The organism is Pseudomonas sp. MOIL14HWK12:I2 (assembly GCF_000510745.1).
Taxonomy (GTDB): Bacteria; Pseudomonadota; Gammaproteobacteria; order Pseudomonadales; family Pseudomonadaceae; genus Chryseomonas; species Chryseomonas oryzihabitans.
This window is the reverse complement of sequence record NZ_KI783313.1, coordinates 127,091-151,134: the sequence shown is the minus strand read 5'-3', so window position 1 is coordinate 151,134 and position 24,044 is coordinate 127,091. Positions and strand designations below refer to the sequence as shown.

Sequence of the window (24,044 nt, the reverse complement as noted above, 5' to 3'; positions counted from 1 at the left end):
CCCTTATCGAGATCCGGAGACACCCCGCATGGCCACCCCGACCCATACCCGCATCCGCATGTTCAACACCAAGGACACCTACCCCAACCAGAGCCTGGACAACGACCTCTGCCAGGCCGTGCGTGCCGGCAACACCGTCTATGTGCGCGGTCAGGTGGGTACCGACTTCGACGGCAAGCTGGTCGGCCTGGGCGATCCCCGCGCCCAGGCCGAGCAGGCGATGAAGAACGTCAAGCAACTGCTGGAAGAAGCCGGCAGCGACCTCAGCCATATCGTCAAGACCACCACCTACCTGACCGATCCGCGCTATCGCGAGCCGGTGTACCAGGAGGTCGGCAAGTGGCTCAAGGGCGTCTTCCCCATCTCCACCGGTCTGGTGGTATCCGCCCTGGGACAGCCCCAGTGGCTGATGGAGATCGACGTCATCGCCGTGATCCCCGACTGAGGCGCCGCCATGACCTTTTCCCTTACCGCCCGCTGCGCCGCGACCGGCCAGTTCGGCATCGCCATCAGTTCGTCGAGCATCGCCGTGGGCGCCCGCTGCCCCTGGCTGCAGCCCGGTGTCGGCGCGGTCAGCTCGCAGAACATCACCCTGCCCGCCCTGGGGCCGCGCACCCTGGAGCGCCTGGCGCAAGGTCTGACACCCGCCGTGGCCCTGGCCGAGAGCCTGGCCGGCGATGGCTACGCCGAATATCGCCAGGTGACGGTCATCGACGCCCAGGGCCGCAGTGCCCATCATAGCGGGACCCATACCCTGGGCGTGCACCAGGCCTTGAGCGGCCTGAACTGCGTGGGCGCCGGCAACATGCTGGCCAGCCCCGCGGTGGTGGAGGCGCTGGTGGCAAGCTTCGAAACCAGCCAGGGCGCCCTCGCCGAGCGCCTGCTGCTGGCCATGCAGGCGGCGATGGCCGCCGGTGGCGAGGCCGGTCCGGTGCACTCGGCGGCGCTGCTGGTGGTGGGCGAGCCCAGCTGGCCCATCGTCAATCTGCGCGTCGACTGGGCCGAGACCGACCCCATTGGCGAGCTGGCGGCCCTGTGGCGCGCCTATGAACCCCAGTTGCAGGACTATCTCGACCGCGCGGTGCGTCCGGATCTCGCCCCCGGCTACGGCGTGCCGGGAGACGACCGATGAGCGCCAGCCAGGAGTTGCTGGCGCAGCTGGTGGCCTTCGACACCACCAGTCGCGAATCCAACCTGGCACTGATCGACTTCGTCGCCGGCTACCTGGATGGTTTCGGCGTACCCTATGAGCTGATCCATAACGCCGAGGGCACCAAGGCCAATCTCTTCGCCACCCTGGGACCGGCCGACGTGCCGGGCATCGTGCTCTCGGGGCATACCGACGTGGTACCGGTGGACGGCCAGGCCTGGACCCGCCCCGCCTTCGAACTCAGTGAAGAAGAAGGCAGGCTCTATGGCCGCGGCACTGCCGACATGAAGGGCTTTCTGGCCTGCCTGCTGGCGCTGGTGCCCGCGGCCAGCCGCGCGGCCCTGCGCCGCCCGCTGCACCTGGCGCTGTCCTATGACGAGGAAGTCGGCTGCCTCGGCGTGCGTAGCCTGCTGGACCAGTTGGCCCAGCGCCCGGTCAAGCCGCTGCTGTGCCTGATCGGCGAACCCACCGAGCTCAAGCCCGTGCTCGGCCACAAGGGCAAGGTGGCCATGCGCTGCCAGGTGCACGGCGCGGCCTGTCATTCGGCCTATGCGCCCCAGGGCGTCAACGCTGTCGAATACGCCGCGCGTCTGGTCGTCGAACTCGGCCGGCTCGGCGAGGCGCTCAAGGCCTCGGAAGACCAGGATCCACGCTTCGATCCGCCCTTCTCCACGGTGCAGACCGGGCTGATCGCGGGCGGCCAGGCGCTGAATATCGTGCCCCAGGATTGCACCTTCGATTTCGAGATCCGCGCCCTGCCCGCCCAGGATCCCTATCAGGTGATCAACCAGCTCCAGGCCCATGCCGAAGCGATCCTGCTACCGGCCATGCGCGCCATCAGCGGTCAGAGCGCCATCCGCTTTACCGAGCTGTCGAGCTATCCCGGCCTGGACACCGCCGTCGAAAGCGAGGCGGCCGAATGGGTCGCGCAATTCTGTGGCTCCCACGACTTCGGCACGGTGGCCTTCGGCACTGAAGGCGGCCTGTTCGCCGCGGCCGGTATCCCCACCGTGGTCTGCGGCCCCGGCAGCATGGCCCAGGGGCACAAGCCCGACGAATTCGTCACCCAGGCACAACTGGAAGGCTGCGATACCATGTTGGAGCGGGTGTTGGCCTTCACCTGTCGTTAGCGATCATTCCATTTTGCGGAATGCTGAACTGACGAGAAGGCCGATTCCCACGAAAGCCATCTGATCCCAAGCTGGTAGCACGAATCGGGACCACCCTCGGCCCGATGCCTGCCAGGAGTTGGATCATGAAGCTCTACCACCTGCCGTTATCCGGTCATGCCCATCGCGCCGTGCTGTTCGCCTCGTTGCTGGGCCTCGCGCCCGAACTGGTCGAGGTCGATCTCGCGGCCGGCGAGCACCGCACCCCGGCGTTCCTCGCCCTCAACCCCTTCGGCCAGGTGCCGGTGCTGGAGGACGATGGCGTGATCGTCGCCGACTCCAACGCCATCCTCGTCTACCTGGCGAAGAAACTGGGCCGCACCGACTGGCTGCCGGAAGACCCGGCCGGGACCGCCGCCGTCCAGCGCTGGCTGTCGGTGGCCGCGGGCGAACTGGCCTATGGCCCGGCAGCGGCGCGGTTGATCACGGTGTTCGGTGCCCGTCTGAATCCCGAGGAAGTCATCGCCCGCGCCCACGTCCTTCTGGAGCGGCTGGAGGCTCAGCTGGCGAACCGCGACTGGCTGGCCGCCGATCACCCGACCATCGCCGACGTCGCCCTCTACAGCTACCTGGCCGGAGCGCCGGAAGGCAACGTGGACCTGGCGCCCTATACCGCTGTGCGGGCCTTCCTGCAGCGGGTGGAAGCCCTGCCGGGCTTCGTGCCCTTTCCGCAGACGGCTGCCGGTCTGCGCGCCTGAAGCAGCGGGATCACCTGCCTTCCCCCATCGCGAGGAGCCACCTCGATGAGCACGCCCCTGAACGCCCTGCCCACCTGGCACCCCGGCGAAACCGCCCTGCAGGAGCGCGTCGGCGTCCGCCAGCGGATGGCCGAGGTCGGCCCGCGGGTGATCCGCAGCTTCATGCCCGACCAGCATCGCGCCTTCTACCAGCAACTGCCCTTCCTGGTGCTGGGTAGCGTGGATGCGACCGGCGCGGCCTGGGCGACGATCCTGGAAGGCGCGCCGGGCTTCGTCAGCGCTCCGACGCCAACGCGGCTGGACATCACGGCCAGCCTAGCGGCAGGGGATCCGGCCGGCACCGGCCTGGCGGATGGCGCCGCCGTGGGATTGCTGGGCATCGAGCTGCACACTCGGCGGCGCAACCGCGTCAATGGCGAGGTCGAGCTGACGCCCCGGGGCCTGCGGCTGACCGTGGACCAGAGCTTCGGCAACTGCCCGCGCTACATCCAGCTGCGCGACCTGCAACCCAACCAACCACCGGATCAGACGCCCGCTCCGGCCGTCGAACCCCTCGAGACGCTGGATGAGGCGGCACGCCAGCTGATCGAAGGGACCGATACCTTCTTCGTCGCCTCCTATGCCGAGCAGGACGGACGGCGCCGGGTGGACGTTTCCCACCGTGGCGGCAAGCCGGGCTTCGTCCGGGTGGATGCCGAGGGCGTGCTGACCATTCCCGACTTCAACGGCAACCTGTTCTTCAACACCCTGGGCAACATCGCCGTCAACGGCCAGGCCGGACTGCTGTTCGTCGACGACGAGCGCGGCGATCTGCTGCAGCTGAGCGGCACCGCCGAGGTGCTGTTCGACTCGCCGGAGATCGCCGCCTTCGAGGGCGCCGAACGCCTCTGGACCTTTCGCCCGCAGCGTATCGTCCGTCGCCGAGGCGCCCTGACCCTGCGCTGGCGGGCGCGGGCCGGGGGCGAGTCGGACAGCAGCCAGCTGACCGGCAGCTGGGCGCAGGCGCGCGAGCGTCTGCTGAGCCGGGAACTCGGCAACCGCTGGCGACCCTTGCGCGTCATCCGCATCGTCGAGGAGAGCGCCACCATCCGCTCCTTCCATCTCGCCGCGGCGGACGGTACCGCCTTGCCGCCCGCCCAGGCCGGCCAGTTCCTGCCGGTACGCCTCACTCCGGTCGCCGGCCAGGCCCCGGCGCTGCGTAGCTATAGCCTCTCCAGCGCGCCGGCCGACGGGCACTACCGCATCAGCGTCAAGCGCGAGGGGCTGGTGTCCACCTGGCTGCACGACCGGCTGCGCGAGGGCGATCTGCTCGACACGCGTCCGCCGGCGGGAGAGTTCACCCTGACCGCCGCCGACCAGTCCCTGGTTCTGCTGGCGGCCGGCATCGGCATCACCCCGCTGCTGGCGATGCTCAGGCACCTGGTCCACGAAGGACGCCGGACCCAGCGCCAGCGCCCGATCACCCTCTTCTACGGCGCCCGGTCGAAGGCCGAGCGCGCCTTCGATGCGGAACTGGCCGAATTGGTGGCCACCGCCGGAGGCTCGCTGCGCCTGGTGCGGGCGCTGAGCGATACCCGCGGGGCCGTGGCGGATACCGACTACGAGGTGGCCGGACGGATCGACCTGGGCGTGCTGGGCCGCTTCCTGCCCTTCGGCGATCACACCTTCTACCTCTGCGGCCCGGCGGCCTTCACCCAGGCACTGTACGACGGCCTGCGTGGTTACGGCATCGAGGACGCCCGCATCCATGCCGAAGCCTTCGGTCCGGCGGCGCTGCGCCGCAGTCAGCCCCTGGAAGCGGCGGCTCCCGTGCGTCCAGCCGCGGCCACGGACAGCGTGCCGGTGGTCTTCACCGCCTCGCTCAAGGAAGCGCGCTGGACACCCGCGGCAGGCTCGCTACTGGAGCTGGCCGAAGCCCGAGGCCTCGACCCCGCCTTCAGCTGCCGCGAAGGTCATTGCGGCAGCTGCCGGACACGGCTGCTCGGCGGCGCCGTCACCTATGCGCGGGAGCCGGTGGCGCGGGTCGCCGACGGCGAGGCGTTGCTGTGCTGCGCGGTGCCGGCGGCTGGCACCGACCGCCTGGAGCTCGATCTGTGATCCGCGCCGCCTGAAGTTGACTACCATGGAGCCTGGTCGACAAGACAGGACGGCGAGGCAGATGGATCGTTGGCAGGCGATGCGCGTGTTCGTGAAGGTGGCGGAAACCGAGAGTTTCGCCCGTACCGCCCGGGAGCTGCACCTGAGCGCACCGGCGGTGACCCGCCTGGTGGCCGCGCTGGAGGAACTGGTCGGTGCGCGCCTGCTGGTGCGCACCACCCGTTCGGTCAGGCCCACCGAAGCCGGCGCCCGCTACCTGCAGGATTGCCGACGCATCCTCGCCGACATCGCCGAGGCGGAGCTGGCCGCGGCGGGACACTACGCCAAGCCGGTCGGCACCCTGACCATCACCGCCCCGCTGCTGTTCGGGCAGCTGCACGTGCTGCCGCTGCTGCTGGACTATCTCGAGCGCTATCCGCAGATGCGCGCCCGCACCTTTTTCGTCGACCGGCCGGTGAACATCGTCGAGGAAGGCATGGACGTCGCCCTGCGCATCGGTCACCTGCCCGATTCGGGCTTCACCGCCATCCAGGTCGGGCGCGTGCGCCGGGTGGTCTGCGCCGCCCCCGACTATCTGCAGGCCCAGGGCGTGCCCGCTACCCCTGCCGCGCTGCGTGAGCACCGCATCCTGGTGTCCCACAGCGCCTGGTCATCACCGGAATGGCGCTTCGCCGGTGGGCAACGGGTGAGCGTCGATCCGCTGCTGCACTGCAACACCAACGAGGCCGCCATCAGCGCGGCCAAGGCCGGTCGCGGCCTCACCCGGGTCCTGCACTACCAGATCGCGCCGGCCCTGGCCGAAGGCGCGCTGCAGATCGTCCTCGCCGAGCACGAGGAAGCGCCGCTGCCGATCCACCTCATCTACCCCGAAGGTCGCCAGGCACCGGCCAAGGTAAGGGCCTTCATCGACCTGGCGGTGGCGGCGCTCAGGGACAATCCGCTTTTCGCCTGACACCCTCAGTGGCCGAGGATCGCCTTGGTTTCCAGGTACTCCTCCAGGCCGTGGACGCCATATTCGCGCCCGTTGCCGGAACGCTTGTAGCCGCCGAAGGGTGCCCAGGGGTTCCAGGCCGGATAGTTGAGATGGACCTGCCCGGCGCGCAGACGGGCCGCTACCGCGGCGACCTGGTCAGGGTCCCGACCCTGGACGTGGGCGCTGAGGCCATAGCGGCTGTCGTTGGCGATGGCGATGGCCTGGTCGAGCGAGCTGTAGGGCAGCAGGCAGAGCACCGGCCCGAAGATTTCCTCCTGGGCGATGCGCATCCCCGAGGTGACCGCCGAAAACACCGTGGGGCGCGCATAGAAGCCGGTGGTGCAGCCATCCGGGCGCCCCGGTCCGCCGCAGACCAGCCTGGCGCCCTCTGCCAGACCGCTCTCGATCAGCGCCTGCACCCGGGCGAACTGGGCGCCATTGGCCAGCGGGCCGAGGGTCGTCGCGGGCGCCTGGGGGTCACCGACCACGAGGCCCGCCACGGTGGCTGCCGCCAGGCGCTCCACCTCGGTCAACTGGGCCTGAGGCACCAGCATCCGCGTCGGCGCGCTGCAGGATTGGCCGCTGTTGCGGAAGGCCGCCAGCACGCCCTTGGCCACCGCCTCCGGCAGATCGGCATCGGGCAGCAGCAGGTTGGGCGACTTGCCGCCCAGTTCCTGGGTCACGCGCTTGACCGTAAGGGCGGCGGCCTGGGCCACCTGGACCCCGGCGCGATTGGAGCCGGTGATGGAAATCATGTCGACATCGGGATGCTCGGCCAGCGCCGCGCCGACGGTGGGGCCGTCGCCGTTGACCAGGTTGAACACCCCTGCCGGGATCCCTGCGTCATGAACCGCCTGAGCGAACAGCAGGGCGCTCAGCGGCGCCAGCTCGCTGGGCTTGAGCACCACCGTACAGCCGGCGGCCAGCGCCGGCGCGACCTTGGCGGTGATCTGGTAGAGCGGCCAGTTCCAGGGCGTGATGAGCGCGCAGACGCCGATGGGCTCACGCCTGAGACGCAAGGCACCGTCGGCGCGCTCGAAGGCGTAGTCGCTCACCACCTCGCGTGCCACGCGCAGGTGTTCCAGGGCCAGGGGCACCTGCAGGGCCCGGGCCGCGGCGAGGGGCGCACCCATCTCCCGTGAAATCACCTGGGCGAAGGTGTCGGCACGCTGTGCCAGCAGGGTCTGCAGGCGCTCCAGCCGTTGGGCGCGAGCGGCCGGCGTCTGCCCGGACCAGGCGTCGAAGGCGCCGCGGGCGGCCTGCACCGCCTGGTCGACTTCCGCGGCGCCGCCAAGGGCCACCTCGGCGAGCGCGCGTTCGGTCGCGGGATCCGTCACCGTGGCCCGGGCGGCGCCAGGCACCGGCACCCAGCGGCCGGCGAGATAACAGCAGCGGGTCACTTGGGGATCGATCAACGTTTGCAACGAAGGGTCCAGCAGCATGAGGGGAGCTCCCAGATGGCGACGGGCGATCAGTCGGCGCGCGCCAGCGCCTCGATCTCGACGAGATAACCATGGTGCAACTGCGGCACCGGCACCACCGCCCGCGCCGGCCGGTGTTCGCCCAGGAATCCGGCATAGAGGCGGTCGAAGGTAGGCCAGTGCTCGATGCCGACAACATAGACGGTCACCTTGAGCAGATCCTGCGGCCCCCGCCCTGCCGCGGCCAGGATGGCGCAGAGGTTGTCCAGGGCGATCTGGGCCTGCTCAGCGAAACTCGCCGCGACCACATGGCTGCCGTCGGGTCGTACCGGCAGTTGCCCGGATACATGGAGCAGCCCCTGGTAGGCCACCGCCTGGGAATAGTGGCCGCCCGGTAGCGCCGCGGCCGCGGTCTGGATGAAACGCGTATCAGCGGCCATGCAGGCGACTCCAGGGGGTGACAGCGCCGCTGGCGTCCACGGCGTGATAGCGCTCGAACTGGCCGCCGGTGGCGCAGGCATGGTTGGGCAGGATGCGCAGGCGGCTGCCCACCGGGAAGCGCTGCTCCAGATCATCTGGGCAGCCCCCGGCGAAGCTGACGATGCCATGCTCCTGGTTGGCACCGGTCAGCAGGGCCCCTTCGAGCCAGCGGCCGTCCAGGGTGCAGACCTGGCCATAGCCGAAGTCACGCCGCTGCCGCTGGGTGCCCCGGTCGCGACTCAGGGCCATCCAGCCGGCGTCCACCAGCACCCAGCCTTTCTCCACCTGATGGCCGATCACCGTGGTCAGGACGCTCAGCGCCAGATCCTCGGCCTGGCAGATGCCGACGTTGAGCATCACCAGGTCCTGGAAGACGTAGACCCCGGCGCGGACCTCGGTAACCCCGGTCAGATCCAGGGCCGACAGCGCCGTGGGTGTCGAGCCGATACTGACCTGCGGACAGGCCAGGCCCTGGGCACGCAGCCGCTCGGCCGCTGCCACGCAACAGGCGCGCTCCTGCTCGGCCAGGGCCTGCAGCGCCTGGGGGTCGTCCAGCGCGTAGCTGGAGCCGGCATGGGTGAGCACCCCCGCCAGGCGCATGCCGCCCGCGCTCAGCAGCTCGGCGATCTGCACCAGCCGGGGATCGTCCGGTTGCAGGCCCGCGCGATGCCCATCGCAGTCGATCTCCAGCCAGACCTCGAAGACTTCGTCGTAGCGCTGGCCGGCCGCGACGATGGCCTGGGCCCCGGCCAGGCTGTCGGTCAGGATGCCTAGCCGACAACCCTGCCGCCGCAGCGTGCTGACCTGTTCCAGCCGCGCCGGGGCGATGGTCACGGCGTAGAGCACGTCGGTGATGCCCAGGGCGAAACAGGCCTCGGCCTCCTGGAGAGTGGAGACGGTCACGCCCTGGGCGCCCGCCGCCAGTTGCCGGCGGATGACCGCCTCGCTCTTGCTGGTCTTCACATGGGGCCGCAGGCGGACGCCGAGGGCGTCCATGCGCGCCTGCATGAGGTGGATGTTGTGCATCATCCGGGCTTCGTCGATGAGCGCGGCAGGGGTATCGAGGGTGAGCAGGGAAAGGGTCATGGCAAGGACTCGACCGGTGGGCAATGGGCGAACTGTAGCCGCCCTTCGTTAACCTGTGATTCAATCCTGCTGATGCATTCCTTTAGTCCAGATTAATGATCGCCATTGAAGACCTGCGCCTGGTGGTACTCCTGGCCCGCTGTGATTCCCTCAGCGCGGCGGCGCGCGCCCTCAACGTCTCGCCGCCCGCGCTCTCCACCCGCCTGCGCAAGCTGGAGGCACGGCTGGGGGTGGCCCTGGCCAATCGCGATGCCCGGCGGCTGAGTCTGACCCCCGACGGCGAGCGCTTCGCCCAGCAATGCAGCGAACTGCTCGAACGCCTGGAGGCCTTGCCCGACACCTTCGCCCGCCAGGATCGGCAGCTGGTGGGCACCCTGCGCCTCGCCGCGCCCTTCGGCTACGGCCGCCAGCGCATCGCCCCGCTGCTGGCGCGCTTCGCCGTGTTGCATCCGCAGCTACGCCTGCAACTGGACCTGCGCGAGACCCCCTGGCCCGACCGGCACGACAGCGATGCGGTCATTCATATCGGCGCCATCGACGACAGCTCCTGGATCGCCAAGACCCTGGCCCACAACGAACGCTGGCTGTGCGCCAGTCCGACCTACCTGGAGCAGCACGGCCTGCCGCAGGGGCCCAGGGCGCTGCTGCAGCACCGCTGCATCTGCATCCGCGAGAACGACGAGGACGTGACCCTCTGGCAACTGCGCAACGACCAGGAGCGCCAGACGCTGCGCATCGAACCGGCGCTGCTCACCAACGATGGCAGCGTGGCCCGACGCTGGGCCGAACAGGGTCTGGGCATCGTGCTGCGTTCCCAGTGGGACGTCGCCGATGCCATCGCACGCGGCGCCCTGGTCCGGCTGCTGCCGGAGTGGCGCTTCGACAGCGCGCCCATCACCCTCTTGGTCCCCGCCCGCAAACAGCGCAGTGCCCGCCTCCAGGCGCTGGCCAACTTCCTCGACCTGGCGGTGAAGGGGCTGGACGCGGGCGCTGACCCTCAGTAGCGGCAGGCCAGGAAGCCACCGCAGAAAGTGCGGCAACGTCGCCGCGAACGCGTTCGGCGCCGGGTCACAGCGGTCGATTTCGGCATTCGCCACCGCCACCCCTCCCTAGACTCAGGGCCTGACCTGCCACTGGGAGCGCCACCATGCCGCTGCACCTCGATCTGCGGGATCCCCGCCTGTTCAAAGCTTCCGCCTATGTCGACGGCCACTGGATCGCCGCCGACAACGGCGCCACCTTTGCCGTGGACAACCCCGCCACCGGCGAGACCCTCGCCCAGGTCGCCGCCCTGGAGGCTGGGGAAACCGCCCGTGCCATCGCCGCGGCGGAAGCGGCCTGGCCGGCCTGGCGCGAGCGTCCGGCCGCCGAACGCGCCGCGCTGCTGGAGCGCTGGCATGCGCTGATGCTGGAGCACCAGGACGACCTGGCCCTGCTGATGACCCTGGAACAGGGCAAGCCGCTGGCCGAGGCCCGTGGCGAGATCGCCTATGGCGCCAGCTTCGTCAAATGGTTCGCCGAGGAAGCCCGACGCAGCTTTGGCGACATCCTGCCCGCACCGGCCCGGGATCGCCGGGTGCTGGTGCTGCGGCAACCGGTGGGGGTCGCCGCCGCCATCACCCCCTGGAATTTCCCCAACGCCATGATCACCCGCAAGGCCGCCCCGGCACTCGCCGCCGGCTGCCCGGTGGTGATCAAGCCCTCGGACCTCACCCCGCTGTCGGCCCTGGCGCTGGCCGAACTGGCCGATCGCGCCGGCTTTCCGCCCGGCGTATTCAACGTGGTCACCGGGATGCCCGCCGGCATCGGCGGTGAACTGACCGGAAATCCGGCGGTGCGCAAGCTGTCCTTTACCGGCTCCACGCGCATCGGCCAGCTGCTGCTGGCGCAGTGCGCGGCCACGGTGAAGCGCACCAGCATGGAACTGGGCGGCAATGCGCCCTTCATCGTCTTCGATGACGCCGACCTGGACCTGGCCATCGCCGGGGTGCTGCAGAGCAAATTCCGCAACGCCGGCCAGACCTGCGTCTGCGCCAACCGCATCCTGGTGCAGGACGGCATCCACGACCGTTTCGCCGGGCGGCTCGCTGCCGAAGTGGCCAAGTTCAAGGTGGGCAACGGCCTGGAGGCCGGCGTGACCCTCGGTCCGCTGATCAATCGCCTGGCGGTGGACAAGGTCGCGCGTCATGTCGACGACGCCCTGACCCAGGGCGCCAAGGCCCTGTTCGGCGGCTTGCCCAGCGGTCGCGACCAGTTCGTCGCCCCTACTGTGCTCACCGGCGCCACGGCGGACATGCTGCTGGCCCGCGAGGAGACCTTCGGCCCGGTGGCGCCGCTGTTCCGCTTCCGCGACGAAGCCGAGGCGCTGGCGCTGGCCAATGCCACGCCCTATGGCCTGGGCGCCTACTACTACACCCAGGACCTGCGCCGCGCCTGGCGCGTCGGTGAACAGCTGGAATTCGGCATGGTGGCGCTCAACACCGGCACCCTGTCGATGGAGGTCGCGCCCTTCGGGGGAGTGAAGCAATCCGGCCTGGGCCGCGAAGGCTCGCACCTGGGGCTGGACGAGTACCTGGAAGTGAAGGCCTGGCACCTTGGCGGCCTCGACTGAAAGCCACCGGCGGCAGGCAACCGAAAATGCCGCCGCTCCCAAGCAAAACAGCCGATCACGATGCCGGGGCCGGCAACTTCAGCGTTACCGACCCTGCGGCCTGCGTAGGCTGGAACTCTCGCCCCTGCCTGGAGTATCGCTGCATGAATTCCGCTGCCAAAGCCACCGACCGCCTGCTGGGTCTTCGCGAACAAGGCGTTCCCCGCGGCATCATCACCGCCCATCCCGTCGTGGTGGCCCGCGCCCAGGGCAGCGAAGTCTGGGACGTGGACGGTCGCCGCTATCTCGATTTCGTCGGCGGCATCGGCGTGCTCAATGTCGGTCACAACCACCCACGGGTGGTGGAGGCCGTGCGCCGTCAGGTCGGGGAGATCTCCCACGCCAGCTTCCAGGTAATGGCCTACGAGCCCTACCTGGAGCTGGCCAATCGTCTCAACACCCTCATCGGCAACGGCGAAGCCTACAAGACGCTGCTGCTGACCTCCGGCGCCGAAGCCGTGGAAAATGCCATCAAGATCGCCCGCGCCCACACCAAAAGGCCCGGGGTGATCGCCTTTCGCGGCGGCTTCCACGGTCGCACCCTGCTCGGCGTGACCCTCACCGGCTTCGCCCAGCCCTACAAGCAGAACTTCGGCCCCTTCCCCGGTGACATCTACCACGCGCCCTACCCCGATGCCTTCCGCGGAGTGGATAGCCAGCAGGCCCTGGCCGGCTTGCGCGAGGTCTTCGCCACCCAGGTCGCGCCCGACCAGGTGGCCGCGATTCTGATCGAACCGGTGCAGGGCGATGGCGGCTTCCGCCCGGCGCCGGTGGAATTCCTCCAGGCGCTGCGCGCCCTCTGCGACCAGCACGGCATCGTGCTCATCGCCGACGAGATCCAGACCGGCTTCGGCCGCACCGGCAGCCTGTTTGCCTTCCAGCAGACCGGCGTCCAGCCCGATCTGGTGACGGTGGCCAAGAGCCTGGCCGGGGGCCTGCCGCTCTCCGGAGTGGTCGGGCGCGCCGCCATCATGGACGCGCCCCTGCCCGGCGGTCTCGGCGGCACCTATGGCGGCAACGCCCTGGCCTGCGCCGCGGCCCTGGCGGTGCTGGACGTATTCGAGGAAGAGGACCTGGTCGCCCGTGGCGTCGCCCTCGGCGAGCAGCTGCGCAGCGGTCTGCTCGCGCTGCAGCGACGGCATCCACGCATCGGCGAGGTGCGCGGCCGCGGCTTCATGCTGGCGGTGGAGATGGTCGGCGCCGATGGCCACAGCCCGGACGCTGCCCTCGCCCAGCAGGTCATCGACGGCGCCCGCCAGGCGGGCCTGCTGGTGATCAAGTGCGGTGTCGAACGCAACGTCATCCGCTTCCTGGCACCGCTGGTGACCACCGAGGCACAACTGGCCGAAGCCTTGCACATGTTCGGCCAAGCCCTCGCCCAGGCCGGTGCCTGAGGTCGAACGTAACGCCGCCCGGCCTGATGGGCGCGGCGCCAAGGGGAAACCGACCATGAGAATCACGCGTTACCAGGCCATAGGCTTTTCCTGCTACGGCACCCTCGTCGACCGCGAAGGGGGCATCCTCGAAGCCCTGCGCCCCCTTGTGGCGCAGGCGGGCCTCAGCACCCATCCCGACTGGCTGCTCGGCAGCTATCACCGCCTCGCCCGCGAGTTGCGCCAGGCCACACCCAACGCCAGCCAGACCAGCCTGCACCTGCGTATCCACCAGCGTCTGGCGCAAGAGTTGCAGCAGGAAGCCGACCTGGATGCCAGCGTGGCCTTTGGAAACGCCACGTCGTGCTGGCCGGTGTTCGAGGATGCGCCGGGCGCGCTGCAGTACCTGAGCAAGTTCTATCGATTGGTGTTGCTGGCCTCGCCCGATGACGGCGACGCCGCAGCGGTCACGGCGCGGCTGCCCGAGGTGTTCGCCGCCGTGATCCCCAACCGCGGCGGTGATCTGCGCCTGGCGCTGGACAACACCCTGGAGGAGCTTGGCCTGGCGCGCGGGGATCTGCTGCCGGTAAGAGGCAGCGAACCGGACGACCCCTGGAACCCCCTGGTGGATTTTCCGCTGTGTACCTTGCGCCGTGATCGCTCGCGGCCCTGGAACCTTTCACGGCAGGCCCTGGATGGCACGCGGTGCGAGTACGCGAGTCTCGCCGATCTGGTGCATGCGCATCAGACCGCCCTGCGTGCCTAGCCTGACGTTCACGACTGCGAGGAACGACGATGGACGCCGCAACAAAACTGGACCGCATCGACATCAACATCCTGGTGCAACTGCAGAAGGATGGCCGGATGACCAATGTCAGTCTCGCCGAAGCCGTGGGCCTCTCCCCCAGCCCTTGCCTGCAGCGCGTCAAGCGCCTGGAGGCAGCCGGCTACATCAGCGGCTACGAAGCCCACGTCAACCTCGCCAAGATCGCCAACTCGGTGACGGTCTTCACCGAGGTCACCCTTTCCGACCACAAGCGCGCCGACTTCGTGAAGTTCGAGTCCTTCATCCGCGGGGTCGACGAGATCCTCGAATGCCACCTCATCAGCGGCGGTTACGACTACCTGCTGCGCTTCATGTGCAGCAGCATCGGCCACTACCAGGAGCTGATGGAATCCATCCTCGACCGCAACGTCGGTATCGAGAAGTACTTCAGCTACATCGTCATCAAGTCGCCGGTGGTCAAGAACGCCCTGCCGCTGCGCAGCCTGATCAAGGCCGGCTGACCTCCCTCGCCGCGGCGCTCCGCCAGCATCCCGCTGCCGGAGCGCCCTCTTCTCAGCGCAGGATGCAATACAGCTTGCGCACCCGCTCCCGGCTGTCCCAGGCCATGGCCGTTTCCGCCGGTACCAGCACCGCCTCGCCCGCGTTGACCGTGCAGGTCGCTTCGCCCTCGACCGCGAGGGTCACGGCGCCGGCATAGAGCAGCATCAGCTCGCAGTGGGCATTGCTCACCGCCTTGCGCGTATAGGCCGTGCACTCCCACATCCCGACCCGCAGGGCCCCGCCACCGCTTTCGAACAGGTCGCAGCCGGTGGCCGTGGGCTCGGGACTCAGCAGCACGCTGGCCGCTGGCGGCGGCGAGGGTTCGCGCGGCGCCGAGGGATCCAGCAGCACGGGTGCCTGAGGCATGGGGCCTTCGCTGGCCCGGCCGGGAAAGGCCATGAACAGACGCCGCAATTCGCCGCCGTGACGCCAGCGGCAGCTCAGGCCACGCGGCAGGATGAAGGCATCGCCGGCCTTGAGGTGCAGGGCATTCCCCTCCCATTCCAGCTGCAACTCCCCGGCCTCGATGAGGCTGACTTCCACCCAGGGGTAGTCGTCCAGCCGGCAATCGGCGGAATGGGCGACGGCGCTGCCCATCACATAGCCCAGGTGGCCATCGTGCAGGTGCAATTCGCGGCCGGCGGCCAGGGGATCATCGTGCAGCGGCTGGAGCGCCCGGGGCAGCTGGCGGTCACCGGGCGGCTGGCAATAGTGCAGCAAAGGCATGGCGGATCCTCACGTCGAGAGGCGCGGCAGGGGCGCCGCGGACCCGGCCAGTATCGACTCGCAGGGCACCGGGGTTATGGCGTTTGCGCCCTGGGCCGGCACAGAAGCTGCCGTTTTTCCCAGATGCGGCGCAGTTTCCACCGCACCACCGATCATGGCGGCGGCAGCGGAGAATTCGGGACAAACTACCGCACGCTTGCGCCATCCTTGAGCTTTGCCGGAGACCTCCCCATGACGCTGCTCTACAAGGCCGATCCCGAACGTGGCCAGGCCTGGCGACGCCTGTTCCAGGAACGCGCGCCCGATATCGCCTTCCGCCAGTGGCCGGACGTGGGCAATCCCGAAGAAGTCCGCTACCTGGCCTGCTGGCAACCGCCGGAAGACCTGGCCAACCGCTTTCCCAACCTGGAGGTGCTGTTCGCCACCTCGGCCGGCGTCGACCAGTTCGACCTGAACCTGTTCCCGCCAGCGCTGCCCGTGGTGCGGATGCTGGATCCTGGCATCGTCGCCGGCATGGTGGAGTACGCCACCCTCATGGTGCTGGCGCTGCATCGCCAGTTGCCCCTCTATCTCGACCAGCAGGCCGCGGGACGCTGGCAGGAACATGCCCTGGTAACGGCGAACAACAGACGCGTCGGCGTGCTGGGTCTGGGCCAGATCGGCCAGGCGGTGCTGGAGCGGCTCGCCACCTTCGGCTTCCAGCTCTCGGGCTGGTCGCGCTCGCCCCATGAGCTGCCGGGGGTGCGCTGCCATGCCGGCGCCGAGCAGCTGCCGGCGTTCCTGGCCGATTGCGAGATCCTCATCTGCCTGCTGCCGCTGACCGGGGAGACCCGCGGCATCCTCGACGCCCGCCTGTTCGCCGCCCTGCCCCGCGGCGCCAGCCTGATCAACCTCGGCCGTGGCGCCCAGCTGGTGGAAGCCGACCTGCTGGCGGCGCTGGACAGCGGTCAGCTGAGCCAGGCGGTGCTGGACGTGGTGGAGCCGGAACCGCCGGCAGTCGACCATCCCTTCTGGCAGCATCCGCGGATCTGGCTGACGCCCCACGTGGGCGCCATGACGGTGCCGGAAACGGCGTTCACCGTGCTGCTGGACAATATCCGCCGCCATCAGCGCGGTGAGCCCATGCAGGGTCTGGTGGATCGCCAGCGGGGCTACTGAAGAGACCGGGTGGCCTCAACCCAGGGCCACCCGCAACCGCCCAAGCAAGGCGTCACAGGCGGCGAGCTGGCTCAGTTCGACATACTCGTCCGGCTTGTGCGCCTGCTCGATGCTGCCGGGGCCGCAGACCACCACCGGGGTGTCCAGCCGGCTGGCGAAAAGGCCACCCTCGGTGCCGAAAGCCACCTTGAGCTGGGTGGTGCCCGGCTCGACCAGGGTCTGCAGGAAGCGCACGGCTTCGACGCTGGGATGGGTATCCAGGCCCGGATAGGCGTTGACCGTCTCGATCTCGATGGCGGCCTTGGCCGAGGTTTGCCGTGCCTCCCGGACCAGGCTGTCCGCCGTTTCCTGCAGCGCGGCGACCAGGATGGCGGGATCGTCCGCCGGCAGGTGACGGATCTCGAAGTCCAGGGTGCAGAGGTTGGGCACGATGTTCAGCGCCTTGCCGCCCTCGATCCGCCCGACATGCAGGGTGGTGTAGGGGATGTCGTAGGCCGCGTCGTGGGCGCCCTCTTCCGCCAGGCGCCGCTGGCTGGCGCGCAGGGCGCCGACCAAGTCGCTGGCCAGGTGGATGGCGTTGACGTGCAGCGGCGCCAGGGAGGAATGGCCCTCCTGGCCATGGCAGTGGGCGCGCAGCGCGGCCTTGCCCTTGTGGCCGAGGGCGACCTGCAGGTCCGTGGGTTCGCCGACGATGCAGAGGAAGGGGCGCACCGGCGCCAGTTCCAGCACATCCAGCAGGCGGCGCACCCCGACGCAGCCGATCTCTTCGTCGTGGGAAAGGGCCAGTTGCAGCGGTCGCTTCAGGGGCTCACCCCGGGCGGCGGCCAGCAGGGCCACCACGGCGCAGGCGACGAAGCCCTTCATGTCGCAGGCACCGCGCCCATAGATCCGGCCGTCCTTCAGGGTCCCCTCGAACGGTGGCAGGGTCCAGGCCTGGCCGGCCACGGGCACCACGTCGGTATGCCCGGAGAGCAGCACGCCGGGCACGTCGCTCGGGCCGACGCTGGCGAAGAGATTGGCCTTGCGCCCGCTCTCGTCGAGCACCAGGCGGCAGGCGATGCCGGCGGCCTCCAGCAGACCCTGCACATGTCGGATCAGCGCCAGGTTGGAGTCGGCGGAAACGGTGGGAAAGCCGATCAGGGTGCGCAGCAGGTCCTGGCTGTTCATCCGGCGAGGCTCTCGCTGCGGGGTTGCGCGAAGCGGCCGATGTCGAAGGCCGCCAGCGGCGTTTCGGTACGACCGGTGGCGATCAGCTCGGCCATGGTGTCGCCCACCCCCGGGCCGAGCTGGAAGCCGGCGCCGCAGAAGCCGAAGGCGTAATAGAGACCGTCCACCTGGCTGCTCGGGCCCATGATCGGCAGGTCGTCGGCGATATAGCCTTCCACCCCGCTCCAGGTGCGGATCACGTTGACCCTGGCCAGGGCCGGCGCCAGGCGGCGCAGCTGGGTGAGCTGATTGAGCAGGCCATGGGGCTCGGCGCGGGCCAGACGGGTGTCCAGATCCGGGCGGGAGCGGAAGCAGCCGCCGAAGATCACGTTGCCGCGCGGGATCTGGCGGAAGTAGATGGTCTCGCTCACCAGCGGCGAAGAGACGCCCACCGCTTCCTTGAAGGCATAGGGCAAGGGCTCGGTGACGCCCATCTGGGGGCCATGGGTCTCGATGGGCACCGGCTCGCCGAACTGGCTCGACAGCCGACTGCCCCAGGCTCCGGCGGTGATCAGCAGCCGCGGCGCCTGGTAGCGGCGGCCGTCGGCGGCCTGCACCAGGAAATCGCCATCCGGCTTGGTGACCTGGGTGATCTCCACCCCTTCCTGCAGATTGACGCCCTCGCGCACCGCGGCGCGGGCAAAGGCCGGCGCGGCCAGGCGCGGATTGGCATGGCCATCGTGGGGCGCATAGGAGCCGGCCACCACCTCGGGGCCCAGGTAGGGAAACTTCTCGTGCAGGGCCGCGCCTTCGAGCACCTGCAGATTGAGGGCGGCGGTCTCCGGCGCCCGGGCATACTCGTGCAGCATGGCGATGCGACCGGGATCGTAGACCACCCGCAGATGGCCGCCGGGGATAAATTCCAGGTCATCGCCGATCAGCTCGGGCAGGCGACCCCAGATACCGCGAGAACGGTTGGACAGCGCCACCTGGGTCAGGTAGCGGCCCTGCCGGCGGACGTTGCCGAAATTGGTGCCGCTGGCGAAGCGCCCGACCTGATCGCGCTCCAGCAGGAGCACCGACAGGCCCCGGCGGCGCAGAAAGAAGGCGCTGGCGCTGCCCATGATGCCGGCGCCGACGACGATGACGTCCGCGCGGTTGGCGGTCTGGTTCATGACGAAAGCTCCTCTTCGCTGGTGACGATGCCCAGCGGCAATGGCCGGACCGGTGCCTGGCCGCGCAGGCGGCCAACGGTTTCCACCGGCACCCCGGATTCGGCGGCGATGATCTCGGCGCCGGCCTGGGCGCAATAGCGACCCTGGCAGCGACCCATGCCGACGCGACTGAAGGCCTTGGCCCGATTGGCTTCCTGGGCACCCTTCTCGCGCACTACGGCGCGCAACTCTCCGGCGGTGATGCCCTCGCAGCGGCAGACCACCGCGGTATCCGGCAGGCTGGCCATCTGTTTCGCGGGCCAGGGAAAGGCCTCGGCCAGGCCCAGGCGAAAGCGCTCCTGCACCGTCAGCGCCTCGCGGCAGCGCTCGGCGAGGCCAGCGGGCGGGGTGCGACCGAGATCGGTCAGGACCGCGCAGGCGGCCAGTTGCCCGGCCAGCTCCGCCCCGTCGGCGCCCCGTACCCGGGCGCCATCGCCGGCGGCATAGACCCCCGGCGTGGAGGTGCGGCCGTCGGCATCCAGTTGCAGCACCCATTGGCCAGTGGCGCGCTCGAATTCGAAGGCGCAGCGGGCGAGATCGCCCAGCTGGGTCTCGGGGCGCAGGTGATAACCCAGGCCCACGGCGTCGCCCGCCACCTCCTGGCGCAGGCCACGTGCATCGGCGAAGGCCACGCCGCGCACGCCCTGTTCGGCATCGCCAAGGATCTCCAGCGGGGTGACGCCAAAGTGCAGCGGCACCCCGGCGCGCTTGAGCGAGGCCATGAGTTGCACGCCCTTCCAGGCCACGCCCGGGCGGGCCAGCAGTTTGGGCGTGGCCTGGGCGCGCAGGCGCAGCGGCGCGGTGTCGAGGACCGCGGCCACCGTGGCGCCGGCCTGCTGGTATTGGGCGGCGACGAGGTAGAGCAAGGGGCCGCTGCCCAGAAAGATCACCCGCCGGCCAATGGATACCGCCTGGGCCTTGAGGGCAATCTGGGCGCCACCGAGGGTATAGGTACCGGCCAGGTTCCAGCCCGGCACCGGCAGCAGGCGGTCACCGGCCCCGGTGCAGAGCACCAGGGCATCGAAGTCCAGGGTGCGCTGGCGATTGCCCTGCACCGTGTAGAGGGTGCGCTCGTGCAGATGCCAGGCCAGGGTATCGGGGCGGTAGTCGAGGCGTCCGCGCACGCCGTCGAAGGTGCGGTGGAGGCTTTCGGCCTTGCCCGCCTCGCTGCCGTAGAGAGTGGCATAGGGACGCTGGAAGCCCTCGGGCTGGCGCCGATAGATCTGGCCGCCGTCGCGGCGATTCTCGTCGATCACCACCGGGGTAATGCCGGCAGCCAGCAGGGTTTCCGCGCAGCGCACGCCGGCCGGACCGGCCCCGACGATGACCACCCGCGGCGGGTTGCCGCCCCCTTTCGTTAGGCCCGATTCCATACCGCCTCCGGTTGCGTGGTGAGGATCTGCAGGCCCTCGCGGACCTCGGTGCCGCAGGCGCGCAGGCGCTCGCCGTCGGCGGTCCAGACCCAGCAATCCTGGCAGGCGCCCATCAGGCAGAAACCGGCGCGGCGCTCGTCGCCGAATTCCGACCGGCGCAGTGCCGGGCCGTTGGCCAGCAAGGCGACCATCAGGGTGTCGCCGGCCAGCGCCGTGACCGGCAGGCCATCGACGCTGAGGCTGACCTGGGGCCGGCCGGTCTCGCCGAGTCGCTGAAAGCGGGAAGTCATGCGCGAACTCCTTGGGTGTGCAGCAGGGCGCCACCCTGCAGGCGCTGCAGGGTCTCGCCATCATGATGACAGAGGATGCGGTTGCCCCCGGCGAGGGTCTGGGGCCGGGGCGGCACCCGGTCGCAACGGCCTTCGAGCCGTACCGGGCAACGCTGCAGGAAGCTGCAGAGCCGGCCACTGACGGGCGGCGACGAAACCAGGGGGACCGCCGTGCGGATGGGTTGCTCTTCCAGCCAGCCCTGGCGCAGCGCCGGTACCGAGGCGGTGAGCAACTCGGTGTAGGGATGCAGCGGCGGATGTTGCAGCGTGGTCGGGGTACCCAGCTCCACCGGCTGGCCGGCATAGAGCACCAGCACCTCGTCGCAGAGACTGCGCACCGTGGAGATGTCGTGGCTGATGAACAGATAGGCCAGCCCCAGCTCACGGCGCAATTCGGCGAGCAGATCGAGGATGGCGGCGCCGACCACGGTATCCAGCGCCGAGGTGACCTCGTCGCAGAGGATCAGTTCGGGTTCGGCGGCCAGTGCCCGAGCCAGGTTGACCCGCTGCTTCTGGCCACCGGACAACTCGCCCGGACGCCGGCTGGCGAGGCTGGCCGGGAGTTGCACCCGGTCGAGCAAGTCGCGGACCTTGCGCTGGCGGGTAGCCTTGTCGAAGGCGTGATAGGTCTCCAGCGGACGCATGAGGATGCGCTCCACGCTGTGGGCCGGATTGAGCGCTGTGTCGGCATTCTGGTAGACCAGCTGCACCCGGCGGAACTGCTCGCGGGTGCGGCCGTCCAGACCCGGCGGCAGCCATTCGCCACCCAGGCGCACGCTGCCCTGGGCCGGCGGCAGCAGGCCGGCGATCACCCGCGCCAGGGTCGACTTGCCCGAACCGGATTCGCCGATCACGCCCAGAGCCTGGCCAGCGCCGATGCGCAGGTCGATGCCCTCCAGCACCCGATAGCGCGGCAGGCCATCGGCGCCGATGGGGCCGTAGCCGGCCACCAGGTCCTTGACCTCCAGCACCGGGGCGGCGGTCTCCACGGTGGGCAGGCCACGTTCCGCCAGGGGTTCCGGCCGGGCCGCGGCCAGCAGGCTGCGGGTGTAGGGATGGCGCGCATTGGCCAGCAGGCGTTCGGTACGGCGATTCTCATAGACCTCGCCGCCGTTGAGCACCAGGATGCGATCGGCCATCTGGGCCACCACGGCCAGGTCGTGGGAGACGTAGATGGCGGTTACGCCCCGCTCGCGCACCACCTGCTTGAAGACGCGCAGTACCTCGATCTGGGTGGTGACGTCCAGCGCCGTGGTGGGTTCGTCGAGGATCACCAGGGTCGGATCGGTGATCAGCGCCATGGCCGCCATCAGCCGCTGCAACTGGCCGCCCGAGACCTGGTGCGGATAGCGCTGGCCGATGTGCTCGGGATCCGGCAGCGCCAGCTCCTTGAACAGCTGCAGCGCCCGCGCCTCGGCTTCCCGACGCGTCAGGACGCCATGGATCAGCGCGCTTTCGATGATCTGCTCCATCAGCCGCCGCGACGGATTGAAGGCCGCCGCCGCGCTCTGGGCGATGTAGGCCACGGTGCGGCCACGCAGCCGGCGCAGGCCCGCGGCGTCCAGCTCCAGCACCTGGGTGTCGCCGACGCGGATAGAGCCGCCGGCCAATCGGCAGCCGGCGCGGGCATAGCCGAGCAGCGACAGGGCGATGGTGGTCTTGCCCGAGCCGGATTCTCCGATCAGCGCCAGCACCTCGCCCTTGGCCAGGTTGAAGCCGACATCCTTGACGATGGTGGTTTCGCTGCCGTCTTCGCCCTGGGCGACCACGCGCAGGTCTTTGACCTCTACCAGCAATTCCATCTCAGCGCCCTCCCCGGCGCCGCGCGCCGAACCGGTCGATGAGCAGGTTGACGCCCACGGTCAGGGTGCCGATGGCCAGCGCCGGCATCAGCACCGCCGGAGCGCCGTCGGCCAGACCGCCGATGTTTTCCCGCACCAGGGAGCCGAGGTCGGCGTTCGGCGGTTGCACGCCGAGGCCGAGAAAGCTCATGCCGCTGAGCAGCAGCACGATGTAGACGAATCTCAGGCCCAGGTCGGTCAGCAGCGGCAGGCGCATGTTGGGCAGCATCTCGCGCAGGGCGATGTACAGCCGGCCTTCGCCACGGGTGCGGGCGACCTGGACGTACTCCAGCTCGGTGAGGTTCATCGCCAGGCTGCGGGCGATGCGATAGCAGCCGGGGGCATAGCCCACCACCGCCATGACGATCAGCAGTGGCACCGAGGAGCCGAAGGCCGAGACCATCACCAGCGCCAGCATCTTGCTCGGCAGCGAGATCAGCGCATCGATCAGCCGCGACAGCGGCTCGTCCACCCAGCGTCCGGACAGCGCCGCCAGCAGACCGAGGCCGGTACCCAGGACGCAGGCCAACACCGCCGCCACCAGCGCCAGCCCCACGGTGAAGCGGGCGCCGTCGAGGATGCGACTGAGCACGTCGCGGCCCAGGTAGTCGGTGCCCAGCAGGTGCGCAGGGCTATAGCTGGCCAGCACCGCGCTGTCGCCCAGGGCGCCCGGGTCATAGGGCGCCAGCCAGACGCCGAACAGGGCGATGAACAGCCAGAAGGCCACCAGGACGCCGCCGATGATGCCGGTCAGGGACCAGCGGGTGCGCCGACGGGTCCGCGGCGGTGACAGCTGGGCGTCGAGCGTCTTGCCATCCACCGGCACGACGGACGCGGCACGTACGGGAATCACGGGTCGGGTCATAGCGTTCTCAGCCTCGGATTGGACAGGATGGCGCAGAGATCCGCCAGGGTCATGAGCACCAGGTAGGCGCAGCAGAACAGCATGGCGCAGGCCTGGATCAGCGGCAGGTCGCGACTGGCGACGCCGTCCACCATCAGCTGGGCGATGCCCGGGTAGTTGAAGATGGTCTCGACGATCACCACCCCGCCCATCAGGTAGGAAAGACTCAGGGCGATGGAATTGGCGATGGGCCCCACGGCATTGGGCAAGGCATGGCGCAGGACGGCGCGCACCGGACCGACGCCCTTGAGTCGGGCCATCTCCACATAGGGACTCTGCAGTTGCTCCACCAGGGCGGCGCGGGTCATCCGCGCCATCTGCGCGACGATCACGCAGCACAGGGTGCCCACCGGCAGCGCATAGGCGCGCAGGAAGTCCAGGGGGCCGTCGATGTCATGGGCGAAGGTCAGCGCCGAGGTCCACTGCAGGTGCACGGCGAAGACCAGCACCGCCAGGGTCGCCACCAGGAATTCCGGCACCGCGACGATGCCCAGGGTAAAGACGTTGAGGGCGCGGTCCAGGCGACCGCCGGCGTTCATCGCCGAGACGATGCCCAGACCCAGCGCCAGGGGTACCGACACCAGGGCGGTGACCCCGGCCAGCATCAGGGAGCCGCCCAGTCGATCGCCGATCATGGTGGAGATGGGCATCTGGCTGGCCAGCGACTGGCCGAGATCACCGTGCAGGAGGCCGCTCAGCCAGCGGACGTAGCGCAGCAGCGCCGGCTGGTCGAGGCCCATCTGGGCCCGCAGCGCGGCGACCTGCTCGGGCAGCGCGAACTGGCCCAGCGCCTGCTGCGCGGCATCGCCCGGCAACAGCGCGGAGACGAAGAACACCAGCAACGAGACGATGAGCAGGGTCAGCAACCCGCCCCCGAGGCGTCTGGCGATGAGGGAAAAGACGGAAAGGTCCAAAGCCACCTCCTGCTT

At 69.6% G+C, this 24,044-nt stretch carries 23 protein-coding genes; 12 read left to right on the top strand and 11 right to left on the bottom strand.

The genetic code is table 11. From position 1 onward, the window contains the following. The first annotated feature begins 28 nt into the window (after positions 1–28). The 6 genes from PSK12I2_RS0117020 (at position 29) to PSK12I2_RS0116995 (ending at position 6,066) form a co-directional block, all read left to right on the top strand. Positions 29–445 (top strand): RidA family protein, encoded by a 417-nt coding sequence (locus PSK12I2_RS0117020; protein WP_027599302.1) that lies wholly within the window; start codon positions 29–31, stop codon positions 443–445. A gap of 9 nt (positions 446–454) precedes the next feature. Next, complete coding sequence (locus PSK12I2_RS0117015; protein WP_027599301.1) at positions 455–1,132, top strand: DUF1028 domain-containing protein; 678 nt, start codon at positions 455–457, stop codon at positions 1,130–1,132. Further along, on the top strand, positions 1,129–2,280 hold the full coding sequence (gene argE, locus PSK12I2_RS0117010) for an acetylornithine deacetylase (protein WP_027599300.1): 1,152 nt from the start codon (positions 1,129–1,131) through the stop codon (positions 2,278–2,280). Before PSK12I2_RS0117015 ends, argE (PSK12I2_RS0117010) begins: the two co-directional genes overlap by 4 nt. Positions 2,281–2,405: 125 nt before the next feature. Next, positions 2,406–3,017 (top strand): glutathione S-transferase family protein, encoded by a 612-nt coding sequence (locus PSK12I2_RS0117005; RefSeq protein WP_027599299.1) that lies wholly within the window; start codon positions 2,406–2,408, stop codon positions 3,015–3,017. 45 nt (positions 3,018–3,062) lie between these two features. Next, on the top strand, positions 3,063–5,114 hold the full coding sequence (locus tag PSK12I2_RS0117000; protein WP_027599298.1) for a pyridoxamine 5'-phosphate oxidase family protein: 2,052 nt from the start codon (positions 3,063–3,065) through the stop codon (positions 5,112–5,114). A gap of 61 nt (positions 5,115–5,175) precedes the next feature. Next, positions 5,176–6,066, top strand: coding sequence for a LysR family transcriptional regulator (locus tag PSK12I2_RS0116995; protein ID WP_027599297.1), 891 nt, complete (start codon positions 5,176–5,178; stop codon positions 6,064–6,066). A gap of 5 nt (positions 6,067–6,071) precedes the next feature. Here PSK12I2_RS0116995 and PSK12I2_RS0116990 read toward each other — a convergent pair whose 3' ends face one another. From PSK12I2_RS0116990 to PSK12I2_RS0116980, 3 genes are read right to left on the bottom strand one after another with little or no spacing between them, the layout of a single operon-like run. After that, positions 6,072–7,529: an aldehyde dehydrogenase family protein gene (locus PSK12I2_RS0116990; RefSeq protein WP_027599296.1), complete on the bottom strand. Its 1,458-nt coding sequence runs from the start codon at positions 7,527–7,529 to the stop codon at positions 6,072–6,074. Positions 7,530–7,558: 29 nt separating this feature from the next. After that, complete coding sequence (locus tag PSK12I2_RS0116985) at positions 7,559–7,948, bottom strand: RidA family protein (protein WP_027599295.1); 390 nt, start codon at positions 7,946–7,948, stop codon at positions 7,559–7,561. After that, on the bottom strand, positions 7,938–9,074 hold the full coding sequence (locus tag PSK12I2_RS0116980; RefSeq protein ID WP_027599294.1) for a DSD1 family PLP-dependent enzyme: 1,137 nt from the start codon (positions 9,072–9,074) through the stop codon (positions 7,938–7,940). Before PSK12I2_RS0116980 ends, PSK12I2_RS0116985 begins: the two co-directional genes overlap by 11 nt. 95 nt (positions 9,075–9,169) lie before the next feature. On the opposite strand from PSK12I2_RS0116980, the gene PSK12I2_RS0116975 reads away from it, so the two are divergent. The 5 genes from PSK12I2_RS0116975 (at position 9,170) to PSK12I2_RS0116955 (ending at position 14,384) form a co-directional block, all read left to right on the top strand. Next, complete coding sequence (locus PSK12I2_RS0116975) at positions 9,170–10,078, top strand: LysR family transcriptional regulator (protein WP_027599293.1); 909 nt, start codon at positions 9,170–9,172, stop codon at positions 10,076–10,078. Positions 10,079–10,221: 143 nt separating this feature from the next. Beyond that, on the top strand, positions 10,222–11,685 hold the full coding sequence (locus PSK12I2_RS0116970) for an NAD-dependent succinate-semialdehyde dehydrogenase (RefSeq protein WP_027599292.1): 1,464 nt from the start codon (positions 10,222–10,224) through the stop codon (positions 11,683–11,685). Between the two features lie 143 nt (positions 11,686–11,828). After that, positions 11,829–13,118 carry a 4-aminobutyrate--2-oxoglutarate transaminase gene (gene gabT, locus PSK12I2_RS0116965; protein WP_027599291.1) on the top strand — a complete coding sequence of 430 codons (1,290 nt, stop codon included), beginning with the start codon at positions 11,829–11,831 and terminating at the stop codon, positions 13,116–13,118. A gap of 55 nt (positions 13,119–13,173) precedes the next feature. Continuing rightward, on the top strand, positions 13,174–13,863 hold the full coding sequence (locus PSK12I2_RS0116960) for a haloacid dehalogenase (protein WP_027599290.1): 690 nt from the start codon (positions 13,174–13,176) through the stop codon (positions 13,861–13,863). A gap of 29 nt (positions 13,864–13,892) precedes the next feature. Beyond that, a complete protein-coding gene (locus tag PSK12I2_RS0116955) occupies positions 13,893–14,384 on the top strand; it encodes an Lrp/AsnC family transcriptional regulator (protein WP_007161776.1) in 492 nt (163 codons plus the stop codon). Between the two features lie 52 nt (positions 14,385–14,436). Here the strand turns inward: PSK12I2_RS0116955 and PSK12I2_RS0116950 are convergent, their stop codons facing one another. Beyond that, the gene (locus PSK12I2_RS0116950; RefSeq protein ID WP_027599289.1) at positions 14,437–15,150 is read right to left on the bottom strand and encodes a cupin domain-containing protein; all 714 of its coding nucleotides are present in this window, start codon (positions 15,148–15,150) and stop codon (positions 14,437–14,439) included. Between the two features lie 231 nt (positions 15,151–15,381). On the opposite strand from PSK12I2_RS0116950, the gene PSK12I2_RS0116945 reads away from it, so the two are divergent. Further along, entirely contained in the window at positions 15,382–16,308 is a 927-nt protein-coding gene (locus tag PSK12I2_RS0116945) for a glyoxylate/hydroxypyruvate reductase A (protein ID WP_027599288.1), read from the top strand. A 15-nt stretch (positions 16,309–16,323) separates the two neighbouring features. Here PSK12I2_RS0116945 and argE (PSK12I2_RS0116940) read toward each other — a convergent pair whose 3' ends face one another. Genes argE (PSK12I2_RS0116940) through PSK12I2_RS0116910 form a run of 7 tightly spaced genes read right to left on the bottom strand, consistent with a single transcriptional unit; the run spans position 16,324 to position 24,029 of the window. Further along, entirely contained in the window at positions 16,324–17,475 is a 1,152-nt protein-coding gene (argE, locus tag PSK12I2_RS0116940) for an acetylornithine deacetylase (RefSeq protein ID WP_027599287.1), read from the bottom strand. After that, positions 17,472–18,629, bottom strand: coding sequence for an FAD-binding oxidoreductase (locus tag PSK12I2_RS0116935; protein WP_027599286.1), 1,158 nt, complete (start codon positions 18,627–18,629; stop codon positions 17,472–17,474). Before PSK12I2_RS0116935 ends, argE (PSK12I2_RS0116940) begins: the two co-directional genes overlap by 4 nt. Next, entirely contained in the window at positions 18,626–20,041 is a 1,416-nt protein-coding gene (locus PSK12I2_RS0116930; protein WP_051398741.1) for an NAD(P)/FAD-dependent oxidoreductase, read from the bottom strand. Before PSK12I2_RS0116930 ends, PSK12I2_RS0116935 begins: the two co-directional genes overlap by 4 nt. Further along, positions 20,026–20,331: a (2Fe-2S)-binding protein gene (locus PSK12I2_RS0116925; protein ID WP_027599284.1), complete on the bottom strand. Its 306-nt coding sequence runs from the start codon at positions 20,329–20,331 to the stop codon at positions 20,026–20,028. Before PSK12I2_RS0116925 ends, PSK12I2_RS0116930 begins: the two co-directional genes overlap by 16 nt. Continuing rightward, entirely contained in the window at positions 20,328–22,172 is a 1,845-nt protein-coding gene (locus PSK12I2_RS0116920; protein WP_027599283.1) for an ABC transporter ATP-binding protein, read from the bottom strand. The genes PSK12I2_RS0116925 and PSK12I2_RS0116920 overlap by 4 nt, the downstream gene beginning before the upstream one ends. A gap of 1 nt (position 22,173) precedes the next feature. Then, a complete protein-coding gene (locus PSK12I2_RS0116915) occupies positions 22,174–23,076 on the bottom strand; it encodes an ABC transporter permease (RefSeq protein WP_027599282.1) in 903 nt (300 codons plus the stop codon). Next, positions 23,073–24,029, bottom strand: coding sequence for an ABC transporter permease (locus PSK12I2_RS0116910; protein WP_027599281.1), 957 nt, complete (start codon positions 24,027–24,029; stop codon positions 23,073–23,075). Before PSK12I2_RS0116910 ends, PSK12I2_RS0116915 begins: the two co-directional genes overlap by 4 nt. Between the last annotated feature and the right edge of the window lie 15 nt (positions 24,030–24,044).

Excerpts from the sequence above, each read along its gene's own strand:
- PSK12I2_RS0116970 (WP_027599292.1), top strand. The coding sequence starts at position 10,222 with ATGCCGCTGCACCTCGATCTGCGGGATCCCCGCCTGTTCAAAGCTTCC.
- PSK12I2_RS0117015 (WP_027599301.1), top strand. The coding sequence starts at position 455 with ATGACCTTTTCCCTTACCGCCCGCTGCGCCGCGACCGGCCAGTTCGGC.
- PSK12I2_RS0116930 (WP_051398741.1), bottom strand. The coding sequence starts at position 20,041 with ATGGAATCGGGCCTAACGAAAGGGGGCGGCAACCCGCCGCGGGTGGTC.
- PSK12I2_RS0116915 (WP_027599282.1), bottom strand. The coding sequence starts at position 23,076 with ATGACCCGACCCGTGATTCCCGTACGTGCCGCGTCCGTCGTGCCGGTG.
- PSK12I2_RS0116960 (WP_027599290.1), top strand. The coding sequence starts at position 13,174 with ATGAGAATCACGCGTTACCAGGCCATAGGCTTTTCCTGCTACGGCACC.
- PSK12I2_RS0117005 (WP_027599299.1), top strand. The coding sequence starts at position 2,406 with ATGAAGCTCTACCACCTGCCGTTATCCGGTCATGCCCATCGCGCCGTG.
- PSK12I2_RS0116985 (WP_027599295.1), bottom strand. The coding sequence starts at position 7,948 with ATGGCCGCTGATACGCGTTTCATCCAGACCGCGGCCGCGGCGCTACCG.
- PSK12I2_RS0117020 (WP_027599302.1), top strand. The coding sequence starts at position 29 with ATGGCCACCCCGACCCATACCCGCATCCGCATGTTCAACACCAAGGAC.
- PSK12I2_RS0116950 (WP_027599289.1), bottom strand. The coding sequence starts at position 15,150 with ATGCCTTTGCTGCACTATTGCCAGCCGCCCGGTGACCGCCAGCTGCCC.
- PSK12I2_RS0116995 (WP_027599297.1), top strand. The coding sequence starts at position 5,176 with ATGGATCGTTGGCAGGCGATGCGCGTGTTCGTGAAGGTGGCGGAAACC.
- argE (WP_027599287.1), bottom strand. The coding sequence starts at position 17,475 with ATGAACAGCCAGGACCTGCTGCGCACCCTGATCGGCTTTCCCACCGTT.
- PSK12I2_RS0116935 (WP_027599286.1), bottom strand. The coding sequence starts at position 18,629 with ATGAACCAGACCGCCAACCGCGCGGACGTCATCGTCGTCGGCGCCGGC.
- PSK12I2_RS0116955 (WP_007161776.1), top strand. The coding sequence starts at position 13,893 with ATGGACGCCGCAACAAAACTGGACCGCATCGACATCAACATCCTGGTG.
- PSK12I2_RS0116975 (WP_027599293.1), top strand. The coding sequence starts at position 9,170 with ATGATCGCCATTGAAGACCTGCGCCTGGTGGTACTCCTGGCCCGCTGT.
- PSK12I2_RS0116945 (WP_027599288.1), top strand. The coding sequence starts at position 15,382 with ATGACGCTGCTCTACAAGGCCGATCCCGAACGTGGCCAGGCCTGGCGA.
- argE (WP_027599300.1), top strand. The coding sequence starts at position 1,129 with ATGAGCGCCAGCCAGGAGTTGCTGGCGCAGCTGGTGGCCTTCGACACC.
- PSK12I2_RS0117000 (WP_027599298.1), top strand. The coding sequence starts at position 3,063 with ATGAGCACGCCCCTGAACGCCCTGCCCACCTGGCACCCCGGCGAAACC.
- PSK12I2_RS0116980 (WP_027599294.1), bottom strand. The coding sequence starts at position 9,074 with ATGACCCTTTCCCTGCTCACCCTCGATACCCCTGCCGCGCTCATCGAC.
- PSK12I2_RS0116925 (WP_027599284.1), bottom strand. The coding sequence starts at position 20,331 with ATGACTTCCCGCTTTCAGCGACTCGGCGAGACCGGCCGGCCCCAGGTC.
- gabT (WP_027599291.1), top strand. The coding sequence starts at position 11,829 with ATGAATTCCGCTGCCAAAGCCACCGACCGCCTGCTGGGTCTTCGCGAA.
- PSK12I2_RS0116990 (WP_027599296.1), bottom strand. The coding sequence starts at position 7,529 with ATGCTGCTGGACCCTTCGTTGCAAACGTTGATCGATCCCCAAGTGACC.
- PSK12I2_RS0116920 (WP_027599283.1), bottom strand. The coding sequence starts at position 22,172 with ATGGAATTGCTGGTAGAGGTCAAAGACCTGCGCGTGGTCGCCCAGGGC.